Annotated in this window: 19 protein-coding genes; 10 read left to right on the plus strand and 9 right to left on the minus strand. The window is 59.8% G+C overall.

The features are described 5' to 3' along the window. Positions 1 to 19: 19 nt before the first annotated feature. From ACN9MU_RS16345 to wrbA, 6 genes are read right to left on the minus strand one after another with little or no spacing between them, the layout of a single operon-like run. Positions 20 to 1,087 (minus strand): lipocalin-like domain-containing protein, encoded by a 1,068-nt coding sequence (locus tag ACN9MU_RS16345; protein ID WP_426317898.1) that lies wholly within the window; start codon positions 1,085 to 1,087, stop codon positions 20 to 22. After that, positions 1,087 to 3,657, minus strand: a complete 2,571-nt coding sequence (locus tag ACN9MU_RS16350; RefSeq protein ID WP_426317899.1) for an FtsX-like permease family protein — start codon at positions 3,655 to 3,657, stop codon at positions 1,087 to 1,089. Before ACN9MU_RS16350 ends, ACN9MU_RS16345 begins: the two co-directional genes overlap by 1 nt. Next, the gene (locus ACN9MU_RS16355) at positions 3,645 to 4,070 is read right to left on the minus strand and encodes a DUF4124 domain-containing protein (RefSeq protein WP_426343068.1); all 426 of its coding nucleotides are present in this window, start codon (positions 4,068 to 4,070) and stop codon (positions 3,645 to 3,647) included. Before ACN9MU_RS16355 ends, ACN9MU_RS16350 begins: the two co-directional genes overlap by 13 nt. After that, positions 4,067 to 5,479 carry an FAD-binding oxidoreductase gene (locus ACN9MU_RS16360; RefSeq protein ID WP_426317901.1) on the minus strand — a complete coding sequence of 471 codons (1,413 nt, stop codon included), beginning with the start codon at positions 5,477 to 5,479 and terminating at the stop codon, positions 4,067 to 4,069. Before ACN9MU_RS16360 ends, ACN9MU_RS16355 begins: the two co-directional genes overlap by 4 nt. Before the next feature lie 2 nt (positions 5,480 to 5,481). After that, positions 5,482 to 5,883, minus strand: a complete 402-nt coding sequence (locus ACN9MU_RS16365; RefSeq protein WP_426317902.1) for a DUF2069 domain-containing protein — start codon at positions 5,881 to 5,883, stop codon at positions 5,482 to 5,484. Further along, positions 5,876 to 6,490: an NAD(P)H:quinone oxidoreductase gene (gene wrbA, locus ACN9MU_RS16370; RefSeq protein WP_426161411.1), complete on the minus strand. Its 615-nt coding sequence runs from the start codon at positions 6,488 to 6,490 to the stop codon at positions 5,876 to 5,878. Before wrbA ends, ACN9MU_RS16365 begins: the two co-directional genes overlap by 8 nt. 53 nt (positions 6,491 to 6,543) lie before the next feature. Here wrbA and ACN9MU_RS16375 point away from each other — a divergent pair, with 53 nt between their 5' ends. Continuing rightward, the gene (locus tag ACN9MU_RS16375) at positions 6,544 to 7,896 is read left to right on the plus strand and encodes a YihY family inner membrane protein (protein WP_426317903.1); all 1,353 of its coding nucleotides are present in this window, start codon (positions 6,544 to 6,546) and stop codon (positions 7,894 to 7,896) included. A 9-nt stretch (positions 7,897 to 7,905) separates the two neighbouring features. Here ACN9MU_RS16375 and ACN9MU_RS16380 read toward each other — a convergent pair whose 3' ends face one another. After that, positions 7,906 to 8,694, minus strand: coding sequence for an alpha/beta fold hydrolase (locus ACN9MU_RS16380; protein ID WP_426317904.1), 789 nt, complete (start codon positions 8,692 to 8,694; stop codon positions 7,906 to 7,908). Between the two features lie 2 nt (positions 8,695 to 8,696). Continuing rightward, positions 8,697 to 10,007 (minus strand): O-acetylhomoserine aminocarboxypropyltransferase, encoded by a 1,311-nt coding sequence (locus ACN9MU_RS16385; RefSeq protein WP_426343069.1) that lies wholly within the window; start codon positions 10,005 to 10,007, stop codon positions 8,697 to 8,699. A 145-nt stretch (positions 10,008 to 10,152) separates the two neighbouring features. Between ACN9MU_RS16385 and ACN9MU_RS16390 the strand changes: the two genes are divergently transcribed. The 9 genes from ACN9MU_RS16390 to ACN9MU_RS16430 all read left to right on the plus strand — a co-directional run bounded on the left by ACN9MU_RS16390 (position 10,153) and on the right by ACN9MU_RS16430 (position 17,320). Beyond that, entirely contained in the window at positions 10,153 to 10,611 is a 459-nt protein-coding gene (locus ACN9MU_RS16390; protein ID WP_426161414.1) for a CBS domain-containing protein, read from the plus strand. A gap of 91 nt (positions 10,612 to 10,702) precedes the next feature. Then, on the plus strand, positions 10,703 to 11,221 hold the full coding sequence (locus ACN9MU_RS16395; protein WP_426161415.1) for a GNAT family N-acetyltransferase: 519 nt from the start codon (positions 10,703 to 10,705) through the stop codon (positions 11,219 to 11,221). 142 nt (positions 11,222 to 11,363) lie between these two features. After that, positions 11,364 to 12,005, plus strand: coding sequence for a DUF6000 family protein (locus ACN9MU_RS16400; RefSeq protein ID WP_426317906.1), 642 nt, complete (start codon positions 11,364 to 11,366; stop codon positions 12,003 to 12,005). Positions 12,006 to 12,150: 145 nt separating this feature from the next. Then, the gene (locus ACN9MU_RS16405) at positions 12,151 to 13,152 is read left to right on the plus strand and encodes a hypothetical protein (protein WP_426317907.1); all 1,002 of its coding nucleotides are present in this window, start codon (positions 12,151 to 12,153) and stop codon (positions 13,150 to 13,152) included. 165 nt (positions 13,153 to 13,317) lie between these two features. Continuing rightward, positions 13,318 to 13,620 (plus strand): cyclic-phosphate processing receiver domain-containing protein, encoded by a 303-nt coding sequence (locus tag ACN9MU_RS16410; protein WP_426161418.1) that lies wholly within the window; start codon positions 13,318 to 13,320, stop codon positions 13,618 to 13,620. Positions 13,621 to 13,679: 59 nt separating this feature from the next. Then, positions 13,680 to 14,243 (plus strand): DUF4303 domain-containing protein, encoded by a 564-nt coding sequence (locus ACN9MU_RS16415; RefSeq protein WP_426161419.1) that lies wholly within the window; start codon positions 13,680 to 13,682, stop codon positions 14,241 to 14,243. Between the two features lie 103 nt (positions 14,244 to 14,346). Next, positions 14,347 to 14,655 carry a hypothetical protein gene (locus ACN9MU_RS16420; protein WP_426317909.1) on the plus strand — a complete coding sequence of 103 codons (309 nt, stop codon included), beginning with the start codon at positions 14,347 to 14,349 and terminating at the stop codon, positions 14,653 to 14,655. Positions 14,656 to 15,408: 753 nt separating this feature from the next. Then, positions 15,409 to 16,658, plus strand: a protein-coding gene (locus ACN9MU_RS16425; protein ID WP_426343070.1) for an IS3 family transposase whose coding sequence is annotated in 2 segments (ribosomal slippage) — positions 15,409 to 15,694 and positions 15,694 to 16,658 — 1,251 coding nt in all. Because the reading frame shifts where the segments join, the coding sequence is not laid out codon by codon here. A gap of 101 nt (positions 16,659 to 16,759) precedes the next feature. Further along, complete coding sequence (locus tag ACN9MU_RS16430) at positions 16,760 to 17,320, plus strand: hypothetical protein (protein WP_426343071.1); 561 nt, start codon at positions 16,760 to 16,762, stop codon at positions 17,318 to 17,320. A 318-nt stretch (positions 17,321 to 17,638) separates the two neighbouring features. On the opposite strand, the gene ACN9MU_RS16435 is transcribed toward ACN9MU_RS16430, so the two are convergent. Beyond that, the gene (locus tag ACN9MU_RS16435) at positions 17,639 to 19,900 is read right to left on the minus strand and encodes a GGDEF/EAL domain-containing response regulator (protein ID WP_426161423.1); all 2,262 of its coding nucleotides are present in this window, start codon (positions 19,898 to 19,900) and stop codon (positions 17,639 to 17,641) included. Between the last annotated feature and the right edge of the window lie 53 nt (positions 19,901 to 19,953).

Raw genomic sequence — 19,953 nt, forward strand, 5'->3', positions numbered from 1 at the left:
GCGTATTCTACGTTCTTGTTCAAAGTTTCATCGGACGGACATAGCCCGTCAACTCCAGGTAGCCGCGCCCCGCCGGTTTGCCGCCGCGCGTGACGGTCACCGCGCCCTCCCAATACACGGCGCCGGTCGAACGGCGCGAATCCAGTTCCTGGTCCTGCTGCAAAGGACTGACCTGCCACTGTTCGGGGCCGGTGGATATCAGGGTGGCGACGGGATACTCGGCGTGCGTGTGCGGCGATTTCCATCGCTGCTGCGGAGTAAAACTGACCTGGTCCTGCGAATAGTGCGTGATCTTACCGGATGCATCGCGCCATGTCGCGTGGGCCCACAGTTTACCACCTTGGCGGTCCCTGATCTGGAATGCCATCAGGGCGCCGCCATCATCGAGGTTGATGCCGGTCCAGTCCCAACCTGCGGCTGCGGGATCGAGCACCTGGCTTGACCATTCGTGATCGAGCCAGGTGACGCCTTGCACGGCCTGTGGCGCGGCTCCGCGGCGGGTGAGGGTGCCGCTGGTGCGCAGTTGCGGCTTGCTATAGTAATAACTTGCCTGTTCCGGCCTGGGGCCTTTGCGGGAAAAGCCGGCGTCGCCTTGCAGCAGGACTGGCTGGGTGGGCTGCAGCTTCAGCGCCAGCGTGAAAGCCGCGGCTTCGATGTCGATCTGATAAGTGCCGTCTTCGGCGCGCTCCATGCGCCAGCCATCCAGGTGCACGCTGGTGTCCGCGGTGGAGGCGCCGGCGAGGCCGAAGCCCGCGCGCGCAGTGCGCTGGTCGTGCAGCAGCTTGCCTTGCGCCGGATCGGACAGCGCGACGTGCGCGACGATGATGTCCTTCGGTGCAAACCGGCTCGGGTTGTCGCGGCCATGTCCCGTGCTGCTGCGGAAGAAGGTGACCTGGTAGCCGAGCTGGCGGCCGTCGGCGGTGCCGAGCCAGCCGGTGGCGTACCACCATTCGGTCTTGAAGCCGGGGTGGGCGCCGAAGTCGCGCGGGAACTGGAGCTGGACGCCAGGCGTGACCGGCGTGAAGTCGGCTGCCTTCAACGGCAGGTTGACAGCCAGCGCGAGCAGGAGGCAAAGCAGGGCGCGCATCACCAGTCCTCCCTCACGGCGCGGATTGGACCGCCGGACAGGGCCTGCCGGCCTGCGATGAGCGCAGTTGCTGCCGACGACAGCAGCAGGGCCAGGGCGACGGTCGCCAGCAGCGGCCAGGGATAGTGCATCTGCATCGTCCAGTGGAAAGATTGCGGGTTGATGACGTGGACCAGCACCAGGCTGATGACCCAGCCGAGGGCGAAGCCGGCCAGGATGCCGAGGGTGGTCAAGGCGGCACCTTCCAGCGCGAGGATGCCCAGCACCTGGCCGCGCGTGACGCCAACATGGCGCAGCATGCCGAACTCGCGGGCCCGTGCCAGCGTCTGGGCCGAGAATGTGGCGGCGACGCCAAACAGGCCGATGACGATGGCGATCGCTTCCAGCAGGTACGTCACTGCGAAGCTGCGGTCGAAGATTTTCAGCGTCAGGTTGCGGATCTCGGAGGGAACGCTGGTTTCGACCAGTTCGCCGAAGGGCAGCTTGCGGATGCTTTGCTGTACCTGGGCTGCGCTGGCGTTCTTGGCCAGCCAGATGGCGGCGTCGCCGGCGTCGCGGTCGCCGGTCATGGCAATGTAATCGGAGCGGCGCACGATGACGGCGCCTCCGGCGCGGGCGTAGTCGCGCCAGACGCCGGCGACGTGGAACTCGCGCAGCTTGCCCTGCAGCGGCAGGCGCAGCGTGGCGCCGGGGCGCAGGCCGTACAGGTCGGACATGGCTTCCGAGACCCAGGCCGGCGGCAGCGCGGTAGCCGCATGCGCCGTCCCCTCGACGAGGACCATTGCGCGCCCAGGGTCGGCCGGGTCGACTTCGCGCGCCAGCACGGCGACGTTGGCCCGGTCGGGCGCCAGGGAGACCGAGCGTACGCGCAGGAATTCGATGCGGGCGATGCCGGGAACGGTGCGCAACGCTGCCTGCTCGGCGGGCGAGAGGCCGCCGGTGGCGCCGGCCGATGCGCTGCGTGCGTACACGTCGGCCGGCAGGATGCGCAGCACCCATTCATCGACCGAGGTACGGAAGCTGGCTACCATGATGGCCATTGCCACCATCAGGCTGAAACTCGCCAGCACCCCACCCAGTGCTATGCCGGCCTGGCCTGATGCATTGGCAAGCCTGGCCAGCGCCAGGGTGAACACGGGACTTGCCGCTGCCGGGCCGGCGGTCGGGCGCGGGGCCGCGCGGCTGGATGCCGCATGGCGGGAGAGTGCGGCGAAAACAATGCCGGACAGCCGCGGCATCAGGGCAATGGCGCCAATGAGAAGCAGGGCAATCGACAGGTAGCCAAAGACCGGCAACTCCAGCACCGGCGGCGCGAAGGTCATGGCGCCGGCTGCGCCAAGGCAGGCCAGTCCGGGCCAGGGACGCGACAGCGGCCGCAGCGCAGTTTCGTCCGTGCCGGCCTTGAGCGCCACGGCAGGCCGCGCGCGGGCCGCGTCGAAAGCCGGCGCCAGGCCGCCAAGCAAGGCCACGCCCAGTCCCAGCCCGAAGTAGGCCAGTGCCGCAACCGGCACCCACTGCACGCTTGGCTGCACGCCGGCAAAGTAGCCTGCTCCAAGGTCGCCGCCAAACAGCCGCAGCACGGCAGCGGCCAGCGCGTAACCGCCAGCCACGCCGAGCACCGAGCCGATGCTGCCCAGCAGAGCGCCTTCCAGCAGCACCTGGCGGATCAACTGCCGGCGTTCCAGCCCCAATACCCGCAGCAGCGCAAACTCGCTGCGACGCCGCAGCACCGACAAGGCCTGCGACGAAAATACGAGGAAGGCGCCGGTGAACAAGGCGACCAGCGCCAGCACACTCAGGTTGACGCGATAGGCCCGGCTCAAATTCGCATTGCGGCTTTCCTGCTCCGCATCATTCGGTTGCCCTACCCGGAAGCGGCCCGGGAACTCGCGCTCCAGCTGTGCGGACAGCGAGCGTTCAAATGCGCCGCGATCGACGCCATCGCGCAACTTCAAATCGACGCGCGACAACTTGCCCAGCCGCTGGAAATGCCACTGCGCCGCAGCAATATCCATGACCGCAAAACGCTGCCCCACGCGTGCACGTTGCAGCGAACCGGCGACGCGCAGCACGGCGACCTGGCTGCCTGCCTGGAGCCGAAGTTCGCCGCCGGGCCGCGATTGCAGCCAATTCATCGCCGCGGGCGACAGGAAGATCGCGTCGTCAGCCAGCGTGTCGTAGGGCAGGTCTTCTTCCGGTGCGCCGATCAGGTCCGGCGTGATAAAGCCCGCCCGGAACACGTCAAGGCCGATAATTTTCAGTGCTTGCCGGGCACCGGGCAAGGAAGCGTCGAATTCAAGCACGGGCGAGGCCATAGCCACTTCCGGCAGGCGCGCGAGGATCGGGTAGGCCGCCTCATCGAACGTGGCTTCGGTCCCGCTGACCTGGATATCTGCCTGCCCCGACAAACTGTGGACAGCGGTAGTGAACTCGTTCAGCGCAGCTGCGTTGACGAGGTGGATGGCAAACCCCAGCGCCACCCCGATTGCAATCGCTGCAATAGCGGTCAGCGCCCGCACCGGGTGCGCGCGCCACTCGCCAATGGCCAGCCAGCGCGTCAGCCGCCGCATTCCAGGTGGTACATGTCTGCGGCGCGTTTCGCTTTCAGCCTGGCGCGTTCGGTGTTCTGGAGCGTGGCGCCGCGCGCATCTTCCTCCGCCCATTTGTGCTGCATCTGGAGTTTCTTGCATTTCTTGTTATGGCTGGCCACGGCCCGTGCCTCGGCCAGGCTTTCACGCTCCTCGCGCGCCTCCTTTTTGCGGCGCTGGCTGGCCATTTTCTCGGCTTCGCGTTCCTGGCGCTTCAGGTCCGCTGCGGCAGCGGGATCGGGCGCCGGCGCCGACGGCACGGCGATCGTGCTGGCGACTCCTTTCTCGCATGGTTGCTGCGAGTAGCTCACTTTTCCATCGACGGTGCACTTATGCAGGACTTGCGCGCCTGCGGGGAGCACCGTCGCCAACAGCAGCAAGAGCAGGATTTTCATAGGATTTTCCCGGGATTCATCAGGCCCAAAGGATCCAATGCGGCCTTGATGGCCCGCATCAGGTTCAACTCTACCGGCGACTTGTAGCGCGCCAGTTCGTCACGCTTCAAGGCGCCAATCCCGTGCTCGGCCGAAATCGAGCCGCCATAGGCTGCCACGGCATCGTGCACGACGCGGTTGACGGCCTCCTGGCTATGCAGGAAGTCTTCGTTCGCTACACCAGCCGGCGGCGCGACGTTGAAATGCAGGTTGCCATCGCCCAGGTGGCCGAAGCACACCAGCTGGCAACCGGGGAAAGCGGCCTGCAACTTCGGTTCCGTGCCGGCGATGAAGTCGGCAATCGAGGAAACCGGCAGCGAAATATCATGCTTGATGTTCTTGCCGTCGGCTGCCTGGGCCAGTGGAATATGCTCGCGCAGGTCCCACAGCCCGCGCGATTGCGCTGCGGAGCTGGCAACCACCGCATCCTGCACCGCGCCTTCGCCAAGCGCCGCGCCAAGTGCGCGCTCGAGCAGCGCCGCCGCATGGGCCTCCGATTCGCTGCTGGAGAGTTCCAGTAGGGCGTATTGCGCATGTCCGTCGGCCAGCGGCTGCGGCAGTGCCGGGAAGTGCTTGGCCACCAGGCGCATGCAAAACGCCGACATCAGCTCAAAGCCGGTCAGGCTCGCGCCGCAATGGTCCTGCATGACCGACAGCAGCCGCAGTGCGGCCGCCGGCGATTCCATCGCCGCCAGCGCCGTGACCGAAGCCTTGGGTTGCGGGTATAGCTTGAGCACTGCGCCGGTAATGATGCCCAGCGTGCCTTCGGCGCCGATGAACAGGTCGCGCAGGTCGTAGCCGGTATTGTCCTTGCGCAGGCCGCGCAGGCCGGACCAGACCTCGCCCTGCGGCGTGACGACTTCCAGCCCCAGGCAGAGTTCACGCGTATTGCCGTAGCGGAGCACGCCGGTGCCGCCGGCATTGGTGGACAGGTTGCCGCCAATGGTGCAACTGCCTTCCGCCGCCAGCGAGAGCGGGAACAGGCAGCCATGTTCGGCCGCTGCTTCCTGCGCTCGTTGCAGGATCACGCCGGCGTCGACCGTCATGGTGCGGTTGACCGCGTCGACCTGGCGCACCTTCTGCATGCGCGCGAGCGACAGCACCACGGCGCTTCCGCTGGCATCAGGCACGCTGCCCAGTACCAGTCCCGTGTTGCCGCCTTGCGGCACGATCGGAATGCGCGCTGCCACGCACAGCTTGACCGTGGCGGCGACTTGTTCGGTATCGGCCGGCCGCAGCACAGCCAGCGCGCGGCCGGTGAAACGTCCGCGCCAGTCGCGCAGAAAGGGCGCCATATCCGCTTCGCCGGAAATGACGTGGGCGTCGCCGAGCAGGGCGCGGCAAGCGCCCAGGAAAGCGGAATTATCCATGTTTACTTGGTCTTGCTGGTGTTGACCTTTTCCAGCAATTCGCGGGCGGCCTGCCTGGCCGCCTTCTTATAAGGCTGCACATAAAGGATGGCGCACAGGAAGTACACCACGACAATGGCAACTTCGCCCCAGCCGAGCCACGGCGTGACTTTGTCGCCGTAAGCGCGTACCACGCCTTCGATGAAGTAGACCAGGATCATCATCGAGGTCCACTGCAGCGTATAGATATCGCGCTTGATAACGCCCAGCAGCGGGAACAGCAGCGGTACCGCCTTCAGTACCAGCCAGGAGCCGCCCGGTTTCAACGGAGACAACCACATCTCCCAGGCCACGCTCCACATGATGAGCAAAGCCAGGCTGGCGATGGCGCCCCAATGGAAAAGTTTATGCTTCGTGCTATTCATTTCGTCCCCGCAGCTTGATGGCCGCTTCGGCCAGCCGGCGACCCATCGCGATCGCCAGGCGTTTCTCATCTTCCGTGAACGGCTTCTTGCCGTCCAGTCCCGACCAGTGGCTGGCGCCGTATGGCGAGCCGCCGCTAGTCGTCGTCATCAGTTCGGGATGGGTGTAGGGCAGGCCCATGACCATCATCCCATGGTGCAGCAACGGCACCATCATCGTCAGCAAGGTCGACTCCTGGCCGCCGTGCTGGCTGCCGGTCGAGGTGAAGACGCAGGCCGGCTTGCCGGACAGGGTGCCGGACAGCCACTGCGCCGACGTCCCGTCCCAAAAATACTTCATGGCCGCTGCCATGTTGCCGAAGCGGGTGGGGGAGCCCAGCGCCAAGCCGTCGCACTGCTCCAAGTCCTGCAATTCCACATACGGCGCGCCATCCAGCGGCACTTCCGGCTCGGTCGCTTCCGTCACGGTGGAAACGGCCGGCACGGTACGCAGGCGGGCATCGCAGCCCGGTACGGATTCAACGCCCTGGGCAATCATTTCCGCCAGTTTGCGCACGGATCCGTGCCTTGAATAATACAAAATGAGAATTGTGAGGTTAGTTCTGTTCATCGTTGCTATTATATGGCCCTTTACACAAGTTGCATGACTAATAAGCTTCACTGATGGTTTTTAAGTCTCTCTATACCAACGTAGCACGCGCCTGCACAAAAGGCGTGGCTGAACTGCGTGCGCTCTCGTGGAACGAACTGCATGACCTGATCCAGTTCGGGCGCCGCCGCCTGCGCGAGGAAAGCCTGCCGCAGGTGGCTGGCGGCCTGACATTTACCACCGTTTTTGCGCTGGTGCCGGTCCTGACGATCGCGTTGGCCATCTTCACCACATTCCCGATGTTCAATACCTTCCGCACTGCGCTGGAAGCGTATTTCATCAAGAGCGTGATGCCCAAAGCGATTTCCAGCACCATCCTGGGCTACCTGACGACGTTTGCAGCCAAGGCGACGCGGCTGTCGGCGGTGGGCGCGGTAACCCTGGTGCTGACATCCGTCGCGATGATGAGCATGATCGAGCGCGCCTTCAACCGCATCTGGCGCGTCAAGACCGAACGCCGCCTGGTGCGGCGCGTGCTGGTGTACTGGGCGCTGATCACCCTTGGCCCCTTGCTGATCGGCGTGTCGATCAGCCTCTCGACCCACCTGTTCGATGCCACCAGCGGCCTGGTTGGCACGGTGACCGGGCCGGTTTTCTATACGCTGCTGTCGGTCCTGCTGACCACCCTGGCCTTTACCTTCCTCTACATCACGGTGCCGAACCGGATGGTGGACTGGCGCGACGCGATTTGCGGCGGCGCGCTGGCGGCGGTGTCCTTTGAGTTGGCCAAGCGCGGCTTTGCGATCTTCATTACGCAGGCGCCAACCTATTCGAAGATCTATGGCGCCCTGGCGGCGCTGCCCTTGTTCCTGCTGTGGATCTACGTTTCCTGGCTGATCACGCTGCTGGGCGCCTTGCTGACCGCGGCGCTGCCGGTGGTGAAGTACGAGCGCTGGTGGCACGAGGCGGTGCCGGGCGGTGAATTCGTGGATGCCATGGCGGTGCTGAAAGTGCTGCACGAGGCGCGCGAGCGGGGTGATAACGCCGCCGTCAGCTCGGCCGAGATGCGCGGACGCACCCGTCTTGGCTTCGACGAAATGGACTCTTTGCTGCAAAAGATGCTGGTGCCAGGCTGGGTGGCGAAGGTGAAGATGGCGCCGCCGCCGCGCGTGCAGTTCGGCAAGCGTGTCAGTGAAGGCGCGGACAATTGGGTGCTGCTGGCCAACGTCCACAAGATCACGGTGGCGGACGTCTACCGCCTGTTCGTATTTGGCGGCATGTCGCTCAACGCCGGCGTGCTGGCCGATTCGGACGATGAAGCGGACCGCCAGGCCAGCCGCGATGCCGCCGCCCTGGCGCGCCAGGTCGAATCCGCGGTGGAGTCGGGCCTCGGCAGCACGCTGGCGGCGCACTTCGGCGCCGCCTGAGGACGGGGTTTAGCGCAGGAAGGCCAGCAGCGCGTCGAGCACGGCATCCGGCTGCTCGGCCATCATCTGGTGGCCCGCATCGACCGTCACGGTTTTCGCACCCGGCAGTGCCGCCAGCAAGGCCTTGGTGCTGCGTGGGGGCGTCATCATGTCCTTGCTGCCAAAGATGAACTGCACCGGGCAGCTGACACTGGCTGCCGCCGAGTCGCCGTTCGCATAGTTGTTGCAAGCGGTGAAATCAGTGTGGAACAGCAGGTCTTCGCCTTGGGCAGAAATGCGCTCCATCAGCCGCTTCGACATTCCACTGACATAAAAGCCCGGTCCAGGGCAGGACGGTTTCTGCGCGTACGAACTGTGCGACCAGATGTTGACCATGTCGATGGCGTCGCCTTCGGCTTCGCGCGCGGCCCCCAGCAGCGCATCGGAAACCTTCATGGGATAGGTGGCCCCCAGCAGCGCCAGTCGCGTAAAGCGCTGTGGCGCGCGATAGGCGGCCTCCAGCGCGATCAGGGAACCCATGCTGTGCCCGACCAGCGCGGCCTTTTCGACGCCGGCAGCGTCCAGCAGGGAAAGCAGCCAGGCGGCCATTTCCTCAACGCTGCGCAGCGCGGCGCCACGGCTGCGGCCATGGCCTGGCAAGTCGACCGCCAACACGCCAAAGCCGTGATGCGCCAGGTAGCGCGATTGCAGCGCCCAGACCGAATGATCGTTCTGCGCACCATGGATCATGACCACCGTCGGCAGTCCCGGATCAAAGGCCTTGCCGCCCGTATAGCAATACGAATCGCCGAACATCATGCTCAAGCCCCTTTCTGCGAGGCTTTGAGCCCGCGCGCCAGGTCCTCGAGCAGGTCGTCGGCGTCTTCCAGTCCAACCGACAACCGCATGGTGCCTTCAGCAATCCCCGATGCCGCCAGCTGGTCGGCCGGCACGCGGAAATGCGTGGTCGAAGCAGGGTGGATCACCAGCGAACGCGCATCGCCGACGTTGGCCAGGTGCGAAAACACCTTCAGGCTGTCGACAAAGCGCTTGCCGGCCGCGCGGTCACCCTTCAAGGTGAAGGAAAGGACGGCGCCGGCGCCCTTGGGCAGCAGCCGGACCGCCAGCGCGCGGTCGGGATGGCTGTCCAGTTCCGGGTAGATTACCGACTCGATAGCCTGGTTGGAAAGCAGGAATTCCGCCACGCGCCGCGTGTTGGCCACGTGCCGGTCCATGCGCACCGCCAGCGTTTCCACGCCCTGAAGGATGGCAAAGGCATTGTGCGGGCTCATGGCTGCTCCAAAGTCGCGCAAGCCTTCGCGCCGCGCCCGCAGGGCAAACGCAGCCACGGTCGATTCTTCGGCAAACACCATGCCGTGGAAACCGTCATACGGTTCGCACAGCTCGGCGAAACGCCCGGTTGCCTCGTAGGCCGCCTGCCAGTCGAAGGTGCCGCCATCGACCAGAACGCCGCCGATCGCTGTGCCATGCCCGCACAGGAATTTGGTGGCGGAATGGAAAACCAGGTCGGCGCCGTGCTCGAAGGTCCGCAGGAGGTAGGGCGTGGTGAAGGTGGAGTCGACCATCAGCGGCAGGTGCGCTTCGTGGGCGATTGCCGCCACGTTGGGAATATCCAGTACATCCAGGCCCGGATTGCCCAGGGTTTCGCCGAACAGCACCTTGGTGTTGGGCCGGATCGCAGAGCGCCATGCGTCAAGGTCGCGCGGATCGACAAAAGTGGTCTCGATCCCGAAGCGTTTCAACGTATAACCGAGCAGGTTGTGCGATCCGCCGTACAGCGCCCGCGACGAAACAATGTGCGACCCCGCGCCGGCAATCGTGGCCAGGCCAAGGTGCATGGCCGCCTGGCCGCTGGCGGTGGCAATGCCTGCCACGCCCCCCTCCAGCGCCGCCATGCGCTCCTCCAGCACCGCATTGGTAGGGTTGGAGATGCGCGAATATACGTGGCCGGCCCGTTCCATATTGAACAGGGCAGCCGCATGGTCAGAGTCGCGGAAAGCGAAGGATGACGTGAAATGGATGGGAGTCGCGCGGCTGCCGGTGGCCGGATCTGGCGTGGCGCCCGCATGCAGGGCAAGGGTATCGAACCCGGGATAATTTGGCGTTGTCATGGTTGCCATGCTATCGTGTTATTTAGCTCGTGAATACTGTTGCGTTTTGATTAATCCAACTCTGGATTTTTCACTTGGCATACGCTAAATTCGATGGTAAGGCTTACAATAAAACCATAATCACCACCGGACAGGACGGCCCAAAATGAAAGTATCTGAAATCCTCCAAGTCAAAGGGAACATCCTCTATACAATCACTCCGGACCAGCCGCTGGTCGAAGCGGCGAACACCATGGCCGAAAAAGACATCGGTTCGCTGGTGGTGATGGAATATGGTGACCTGGTCGGCATGCTCACGTTCCGCGAAGTGCTGAAGGCGCTGCACGCGAACCAGGGCTCGGTCGGCGGCGGCACCGTGCGCAAGCACATGGACGACCACCCGATCACCGTGACCCCGGACACCGAAGTCAATGAAGTGCGCCGCATCATGCTGGAAAAGCATGCGCGCTACCTGCCGGTGATGAACGCCAAGACCCTGCTGGGCGTGATTTCGTTCTACGACGTGGCCCGTGCCGTGCTGGAAGCGCAAAGCTTCGAGAACCGCATGCTGAAGGCGTATATCCGCGACTGGCCGGCCGAAGAAGAAGAAAAGTCGGAAAGCTGACACTGGCATCAGCAAGCGAAGCCGCCTGCGGGCGGCTTTTGTTTTATGAGTTTGCCGCCATGATCATGTGACCCATTAAAGGATGCCCCAGATGAATCACGCGTTCACCACTTCCGTACCGCACCTTCAGACAGAAAGGCTTACTCTTCGCGAATATCGGCGCGCCGATTTCGACTTATTTGCAGACCATTTGATGAATCCGGAGAGCTCCGTTCACTTGGGCTCGGCTGACCGTCAGACGGCTTGGAGAATCTTCACTTCACATGCTGGATTATGGCTCGTCCACGGAGCTGGATGGTGGGCTATAGAGGATAAGCAAACTGGCCAGCTTGTAGGCAGTGTTGGAGCTTTCTTTCGCGAACAATCAACTGTGATGGAAATGGGATGGAATACCTATCGAGCATTCTGGGGGAAAGGAATTGCGAACGAGGCGGCTGCGGCGGTCTTGAAATATGTTTTCGAGGTGCGGCGCGAACCGAAAGTGCGGGCTCTTATCAGTTCTGGCAATGAATCGTCGCGTCGCGTTGCCGAGCGCTTAGGAATGACCTTCGAAATGGAAACTGAGCTGAACGGAAAGGTAATCGGTAGTTACATGCGCGAGTGCATGTGACTCGGCCCCAGTCGGCCAGGAGCGGCCAGGCCGCTTCTAGCATAAAATTATGACCGGCCTCAAAGGCAGCCTGGGTGCGAGGTTCCTAACGTCGGTCTCGACCAGGAGCCGACTCACAATTTTTGAAGGAATAACTGCTCCTATGAATCCGGTGCAACTTCACACCGCTGGTGCTACGGTCGTGCATTCAAGTCCATTCAGCACACTTGAGGTACCAGTGGATAGCGAGATTCTGGCAGCTGAGCTCAGGGAAATTTGGGTACGGCCACTATATTTTGGTATTCAAAAGGTAGATGCTCAGGACTTTTTGGTCAAGAATTTTCCCCTCGTTTCAGTCGAACTGATATCGAAATTGCTAGCTAATTTCGACTGGCGCCCGCGATCGGTTGCAGCGTACCTCGTTGCGGTTTCAGGGAAAGCGGAATTTACGGCCTTGATAGGCCGCCTCTTGCTAAGAAGCGACGTGTGTTATGCCGGCGTAGCGTATTGCGTTGCACTTGCAGCCCTCAATTCTGACGAATCGGTTGGGTATCTTGAGGAATACTTGTCCTACTACCTGACTCAACCTAACCTTTGGTTCGATCAGGCGCAGGCGATGGCTGCGCTTTCCTACCTTGATAGACTCAATGAAACGGAACGCGCTTCTCGCTTTCAAGCGGAATGGGAAAAATTTATTGCAAACAAGATAGACTGGAATCTCGATGAGAGCATAGTTCGCTTTTCGCAGACCATGAAGAACGTCGAAAATCTTAAAGGGCGCATAGCCTTAGTTGCCGCCACATAGTTGGTTCCCGGCCAGAAGCCGAGCTTTCCTCCACCACGGATTGTTAATGAAGCGAGACGAACCAGCTTGCCAGCAGCTTGAAGCCGACCTTCTGGACCGTGGTGGCTAGGTCCGAAGCGTTGAGCAATCGCACTAGGAATTTTAAATGCAATTGAAGTTGATTCGAGTATGCCTGGCGACGCTGTTGTTGCCGTTGGCAGTTCAAGCTGAAGCACCAAAGCGCGCAAAGTCGCTCGACCAGGTTTCTGCACTAATTCAGAACAAAGGCGGTTCCGAGCAATACGCTGAGCAGATGAACGGTACGCCGAAGCCCGATGGTTTTGGAACGACTCTTCCTTCGGGGTTCTCTGCAAAAGACATTGCCGGCCTGTTGGCGCCGCGAGAAAAGGCGTCGCTCGCGACCTTGATCGGCGTAAAGGCCTGGCCGCATCGCGCCAACACTTACATCGCGTTGGCGTGCTTCGCGCAGACCCAGAAAGAGTACGACAGTGACAAACGCTACGAAAAGGGACCGAGCTGCACGAAGTATTACAACCCGGCTCCTGGAAATAGCCGTGTGTACATCGACAAGCCTGTGTATCTGGGCGTCCTGGAATACAAGCCTGGTGATCCAAAGCCAATCCTGATCGCTAGCTATGGCAAACCATTGGACGTAAAAACCAGCTGGAAGGAAAGTCAGCTGGTCGGCCCCCAAGGAAAATTCGATACACCTGGCAGCGACGAAAGCGACCTGATGCCGGAAGAATATTTGAAGTTCGACTTTGCGCCCTACAAGATCACTGAAGGGGAGACCGCATTCGGCCTTCGGGTTGGCTGGAACGATAGCTACGCCGGTGGCGGGGGTTTTTTCGAAGCGCTTTCGCTTTTCAAAATCGAAGGGAGCAAGCTCGTTAATGTCCTATCAGAGCCAATCTATTTCTATCAGAATATCGCAGGGGACTGGAACAAGGACGGCACCCGAAATCATGAATTGGAAGAGGGCCAGAACGTGCTTTCCGTTTTGCCGGGCAAATCCCAGGGCTATTTTGATTTACAAATGCGAACGCTTAAGAGCAAGTGGAAGAAGGTCTTCAAGTGGGATGCCTCAAAATCGAGGTATATAGCGGTGCCAGCGAAGCCCAAAACCATGTCGGCGGGCAGGTCATAAGGAAATTCCAGCTTCTGATTTTCGCAGTTGCCCTGATCGCGATATCCGAATGTTCCGAGTTCCCCATTTCTGGCGAGCCATTCTCTTCGTTTTGACGACATGAAAAGTTGACTAAATTTTGCCGAATTTGGCCAATAGCAGACGGACTCACTCGATTAACTGACCATGCGAGTATTTTTAGATGACGAGCGCGCCACTCCTGACGGATGGGTGCGTGTTTATTGGCCAAATGAAGCCATAACGCTCTTGGAAACGGGAGCGGTAGATGAATTGAGCTTGGACCACGATCTTGGTGATGATGGGCGTGGTACCGGATATGACGTTGTACTATGGATTGAAGAAGCAGTTGCATTGCGTGGGTTCCGGCCGCCCAAGATAACTGTTCATTCAGCAAACTCATCGGCGCGAGAAAAGATGGTCGCAGGAATTCGAGCCATCGAACGAATTGTCGCCGAGCGTCAGGGGTAATCTGACGCTACCTGCCAAAAGCCGAAGCCAATCTACGAACGAGGAATTAGGAGCTATATTTGAAGATCAGCATGGTGAACTCGTTATTGGCGGAAATCCAGCCTGCATTGATTGCAGCAGTAGTTGAAGACGTAAAAACTCATCTGACAAGATTGGCTGCAACTGGAAGGGAAATTTACGGGTATGCGCTTCTTCCCGGAGAGTTTTATGACATCCATAGCGTTGTAGTTGCGACCAACAGCGAAGGTGAAATCGAGATACCTTGTTCAGATGATCTTTACCGCTATTACAGATACTCTGTCGATGAGTGGAGGAATTACGACCAGAAGGAATTTGCAAAAACCAATGCTATTTTGCTTGTAGCGAACGAACGCTTCAAGGCCTTGTACACACGTGAGGATGGAAGCTACCAGATGGACGAATGCGAAGTTGCGTTCGCGAATGGGGTCTTAGACGCACTTGTCGATGGCTTGGATGCTGCAAAGAAGGCCGGCGAGTTTGGCAGCAGGGAAAAATTTCTTGTCGTTTGGATTGCTGATTCTGATGTGCCGATCATGTCCGAGTCATCGCGACGCTTGAACTCTGCCGCAGTCGCCGCCGATTTCTCCGCCGAATTTGGCTGACACGGTGATAATGGCCGGCCAATGAAAGTCGTTTGTCGGCCAGAAGCCGTCACTCAATATTTCTGATTCGACACTTATAAGATGCCCTATTGCCCCGTTAAAAATGATGCTGCCAACTGATCTACCTCACGACTTTGTTCCGATCTTCGATTTTGTAAATAGGCAGTCGAAGCCGATCACTCTTGCACTTGAACTAGCTCCGCAAGAAATTGAATTGGTACCAGGTGATGAGGTAAACGTATTCGTTTACAAGGACGACATTACTCTGCCGATTCATATGGAACTTGGGGACGACTATCTTCAAATTCATCCAAATCAGAGCTGGGGGAATTGGTACGTGTACAAGAACGGTGAGGATGTCTCGGGAGAACCGTATCGAACACCCTACACCAAACCATTTATTGGTGGCTGAAGTATTCACCGTAGGAACGTTATGAGCTTCGCCCTTATCGCTGATTTGAGCGCCAATAAGCTGCTGCGAAGACGCTGTGAGAGGGTACAATCGGCCAGAAGCGGACCTCGGTCGAATATTTGAAAGAAGCTTAGTGGCCTATCATGTGTTGATTTTCACAGCGTCGACGACAGTTGAACCTACGGTCGACCTCTACTTAGGGTCTGCACAAACCGTCGATCTCTATTGGGAGTCGGCTGGCCGCGAAATCGGTCTGCCAACCATAAGTACAATCACGGAACGCGCTGATTATGAGCCGGGTTTTTGTTTATCTGGCAAACCGCTCAGGGACTTCAGGGATGAGCTGGGATTGCTTTTGAAATACTGGGAACAATCGCATTGGGGCTACGCATTGTCATCTCATCATCTTAAAGCCATGACCACAATAATTGCCACGCTTGACCACGAGTCTGCCGTAAACGCCACACTCATTATTTGCTAGCGCGCGGCAACAATGCCGCTTCGGGGCGGCAGTTTGCCAAGGCGCCAAACCGCAACCGTCGAGTACAATCGACAGAGATCGGCCACAAACGGACACTCGGGACAAACAAGTTTAGGATGAAAATGGAAGAACTCTGGGGGCTACTGCATGATGCTGGAATTGATTCGATCACAGGAAGTGTCCCTGGTACTGTTTCATTAGAGGTCTCAATATAGTGGTCCCCGAGTTTGAGACGGTGGTTTAAGCTGTCGTCCGTGAAAGGATGATAGCAAATGAGTGAAGGTAAAAAACGAAGGGTGCACACCGCAGAATTCAAGGCTAAGGTTGGCCTGGAAGCTGTGCGCGGCGTGAAGACGGTGACGGAGATCGCGCAGGAGTATGGCGTACACCCTGTGCTGGTAGGTCAGTGGAAAAAGGAAATTCTGGAAAACGCTGGCGCCTTGTTTGACGTTAAACGCGGCCCCAAGCCGGTCGACGAGAGCAGCCCGGAAGATAAGCTCTACAGCGAGATCGGCAAGTTGAAGATGCAGGTGGATTGGCTTAAAAAAAAGCTAGGGGAATGAGCCCGTCGGAGCGGTCGCAGTGGATCGAGCAAGGCGATGACATGCCGTTGGCAATGCAATGCGAACTGGCAAGCGTGCCACGCTCCTCGGTCTACCGGCGACTGGAAGCAGCGGCCCGACAACAGTGCTTGGACGAAGAAGAGCTGGAACTACGAGCCTTGATCGACCGGGAATATACCAACCGGCCGTTTTATGGCAGCCGACGCATGGTGGTGTTTTTACGAGCCCAAGGTCACTGCGTGAACCGCAAGCGCGTGCAACGACTGATGCGCGACATGGGACTGGCGGGAATGGCGCCGGGCCCGGCGACGAGCAAACCGAATCCAGGGCAGAAAGTCTATCCGTATCTGCTGCGGGGCGTTCCGGTGATACGGCCAAATCAAGTGTGGTCGACAGACATCACGTACATTCGGCTGGCGCGAGGCTTTGCATATCTGGTGGCGATCATCGACTGGTATAGCCGCAAGGTGCTGTCCTGGCGCATCAGCAACAGCATGGACGCCTCGTTCTGCGTGGACTGCCTGGAGGACGCATTGCGGCACCACGGAAGGCCTGAAGTGTTTAACAGCGACCAGGGCTCGCAGTTCACCAGCAGCGCCTTCACAGACGTGCTCAAACGCGAAGGTGTGGCGATCAGCATGGATGGGCGCGGACGGGCATTGGACAACATCTTCGTGGAACGCTTGTGGCGCAACGTGAAATATGAGGATGTGTACTTGAAGGGCTACGCCAATATGGCCGAGCTTACGGTGGGACTGGCGCAATACTTCGCTTTCTACAACACCGAGCGACCGCATCAGGCATTGGAATACGAGACGCCAAACCGCGTCTACAGCGCGGGAAATGGCGGCGGTGCGCTAATCCTCGACAAGTTCGGCGACACGGATCTAGAGCAGGAAAAAGTGCGTAGGACGGGGCAGCGCCGACCAGCTGCAGAAGTTGAAATGGGCACAGCTTAAATTAACCGGCTGAGTGTCTTGACTGACGGGGCCACTGTAGTGCAACAGTATCCGCAGCGACGCTGAACGCCTTAGCACTTGAGTCCGCTGGGTCGCCGCAATTGATGCAGCTTATTTGCTTAAACGTCGCTGAATTTCTGCAGCTGGATCTAAAGTTAAAGTCGCCGGAATCATTCCAGTTGGACATCAGCCAAATTCGTCATGTCCTTGTAACGGCTCACGCCGCAATTGACAGGGATAAGATCTTTCGGATCTTAGATACAGGTCCAGACGAGCGTGGAAGCCCGCGAAATCGATATCCAATGGTGGCATTGGACGAAGGGGATAACTATGAAATTACGCTCGCGGCGATTTCACTATCGCCTCCTACGGCACATTTGACCTGGGGCTCAGGTATGGACAACCTGTACGATCGAATCGATCGAGTGTGTAAGGATCCAAATAAAAAACCAGCGAAAGGGCAAATAACGAGGGCGTTGGAGCAAATGCAGAGCCTTGCCGAAAAGCATATGCCTCGACAGCCGATCATCGAATGGTCCGACTCTACAGGTCTGCACATACTTGACCCATATTTCTTGTTCTATCTGAGGTGGAGTGAAAAATACGAATCAGTTAGGGCACAATTGCCATCACCGGCAGACCTTTTTTCCGCCCGCAAGTGAGGCATCTAGCAGTCGCAATTCATGCGACGTGGCTAGAATTATTTGGTGGCGGAGGCAGATTAGATATTGGCCGAGCTCCCGCCCATTCCTGTATCTCACCTAGCAAACACGCAACTCGGGCCGTCTCGATGTCTTCAACTTCGGAGTGACCTATGGCAGTGATGACCAGCCGATCTGCCCGCCATCGCGTCTTTAATAGCCGTCCGTGAATCGGCATTCCTATCGGATTAATCGCCCTGGCGAGAATAAGGAATGCCCGGTTTGGGGTGGTAGCTGCCGTTCAGCTCAAGCTCAAGCTCAAGCTCGGACTACTGAGTATCAAGCAACACCGGCGAGGGCGTCGTCACTTAGCCAGCCGACCAGCGCTTCGCCAGTCATTGGCCGGGCGAACAGGAAGCCTTGGCCAAGCGGGCACCCCAGGGCGTGCAGGATTTGGGCCTGGCGTTCGTCTTCCACGCCTTCCGCAATCACTGCCAGGCCAAGGTTGCGGCCCAGTTGCACCACCATTTCGGCAATGCTGCTGCCGCGCGCTGAGTTGGTGATCTCAGTGACGAAGGCGCGGTCGATCTTCAGGCGGTCGACCTGCAGGCGCTGCAGGTAGGACAACGAAGAAAAGCCTGTGCCGAAATCGTCGATCGCAATCGTCACGCCGGTCTGCTTGATCTGCGCCAGCATCTTGATCAGCATGTCCGGTTCTTCCATCGCCATCGATTCTGTGATCTCAAGCTCCACATACTCCGGCGGTGCGCCGGTATCGTGCAGGGCATTGCGCAGCGTTTCCATGAAGTGCGGGTGGCGGAACTGCACCTGCGACACATTGATCGACATGGTGAATTCGGTATGGCCGGCGGCGCGCAGGGCAACCAGTTCCTGCATCGAGGTGCGCATCACCCATTCGCCCAGGTCGATGATCAGGCCCGAATACTCTGCGATCGGGATGAAGCGGTCCGGCGAGACGAATTTGCCATCCGGCGTTTGCCAGCGCAGCAAGGCTTCCGCGCCCATCGGGCGGCGCGTTTCCAGGTCGACTTGCGGTTGATAGACAACAAAGAGTTGGTTCTGGCTGAAACCGGTGCGCAAGGCGTGCATCATGCGCACGCGCTCGCGGATTTCTACGCCCATGCTGCGCGAGAAGTAGAAGTGGCCGGCGCGCTGTTGGGTCTTGGCGCGCTTCAGGGCGATATCGGCGTCCTTCAGCGCATCCGCGCCGCTGCCGTCATGTTCCAGCAAGCGCACCAGGCCGAGGGTGGCGGATAGCTGCACGTCCTGGCCGTCGATGCTGAATGGCGTCGTGAACAAGGCGATGATATTGGCCGGGTTGACCTGGCCGGCATCGCCCAGCACGCAGAAAATATCGCCGCCGATACGGGCGACGGTCAATTGCTTGCCGAGGCTATTTTGCAGGCGGGCCGCAACCGCGGACAGCAGCAAGTCGCCGAATTCATGGCCCAGCGCATCGTTGGTCTCGGCAAAGTGATCGAGGTCGACCAGGCAAAGCGTGGCGTCCTGCTTGGCAGGGCCGGCCAGCGTGGCATCGAGGATCTCGACCAGGCGGGTGCGGTTCGGCAGCTTGGACAGGTTGTCGTAGAAGGCAGCCGTGTGCAGGTGCGAGACCAGCTCCACGTTGTCGAGCCCCACGGCCACATTGCTGCAAAAGACTTCGAGCAGGCTTTCTTCCAGCGGGCTCGGTGCGCGCGAGACATCCATGAATGCCACAAAGGTGCGGCTCGCCTTGCCGGCAAAGTAAAGCGCGATGCTGTCGCCACAATAGATGTTGCGGCGCGCAGCCAGGCATTCCTCCATCGCCTTGTGTACGCGCGGGTCTTCGCTTGCCGTCAGCTGGGAATTGGACAGGTTATGGTGGCTGCCGGTGGCCGCCATGACAACCAGCTCGTGGCAGCCGGCATCCGGGCATTCCTGCACGCACAGCACGCCATGCGCTTCCTGGCCGAGCAGTTCTGCGATCTGCGACAAGACGCCGGAGGCGAAATTCTGCACGCCGTGCAGCGCCATCAGCTCCGTGCTGGAATGGACGATGCGCGCCAGGCCGCGCCGGCTTTCGTTGATATTGCGGATCTGTTCATAGGAGCGGATCGCGGCCGTCACGGTGGTGAACAGCTTGATGCGCGTCAGCTCGGACTTGGTCTTGTAATCGTTGATGTCGAAATCGCGGATCGCATCGATCTCGGGCGCGTAACCGGGCTGGCCGGTGCGCAGGATGATGCGCACGTCGGCAAGCTTCAGTGTTTCGCGAATATAGCGCACCAGGTGCAAACCGGCGTCATCCTGCTCCATGACTACGTCAAGCAGGATCACGGCGATTTCCTGTTCGTGCTTGAGCATCTCGCGCGCCTGCGCGGCGGAATAAGCGTGCACGAATTCCAGGGGGCGGTGCTGCATGTCCAGGTTGCCGAGGGCGAACGTGGTCGTCGAATGGACGTCCTCGTCGTCATCGATAATCATCACGCGCCAGACATTGCGCTGTGTGGGGAGAGCTGGCTGAGCCGTATGCTCTTCTAAGAAAACCAGATCGTCCTGATCGTCGTGGCCGCCATCCGGCGCCGTGATCGAAGGGGGCATTTGTCGCTTCTCCAAGGGGTCTCGGTGTTCTTACAACCTAGTATATAGCGAAT

The sequence above is a fragment of the Pseudoduganella sp. R-32 genome (genome assembly GCF_049913245.1).
Taxonomy (GTDB): domain Bacteria; phylum Pseudomonadota; class Gammaproteobacteria; order Burkholderiales; family Burkholderiaceae_D; genus Rugamonas.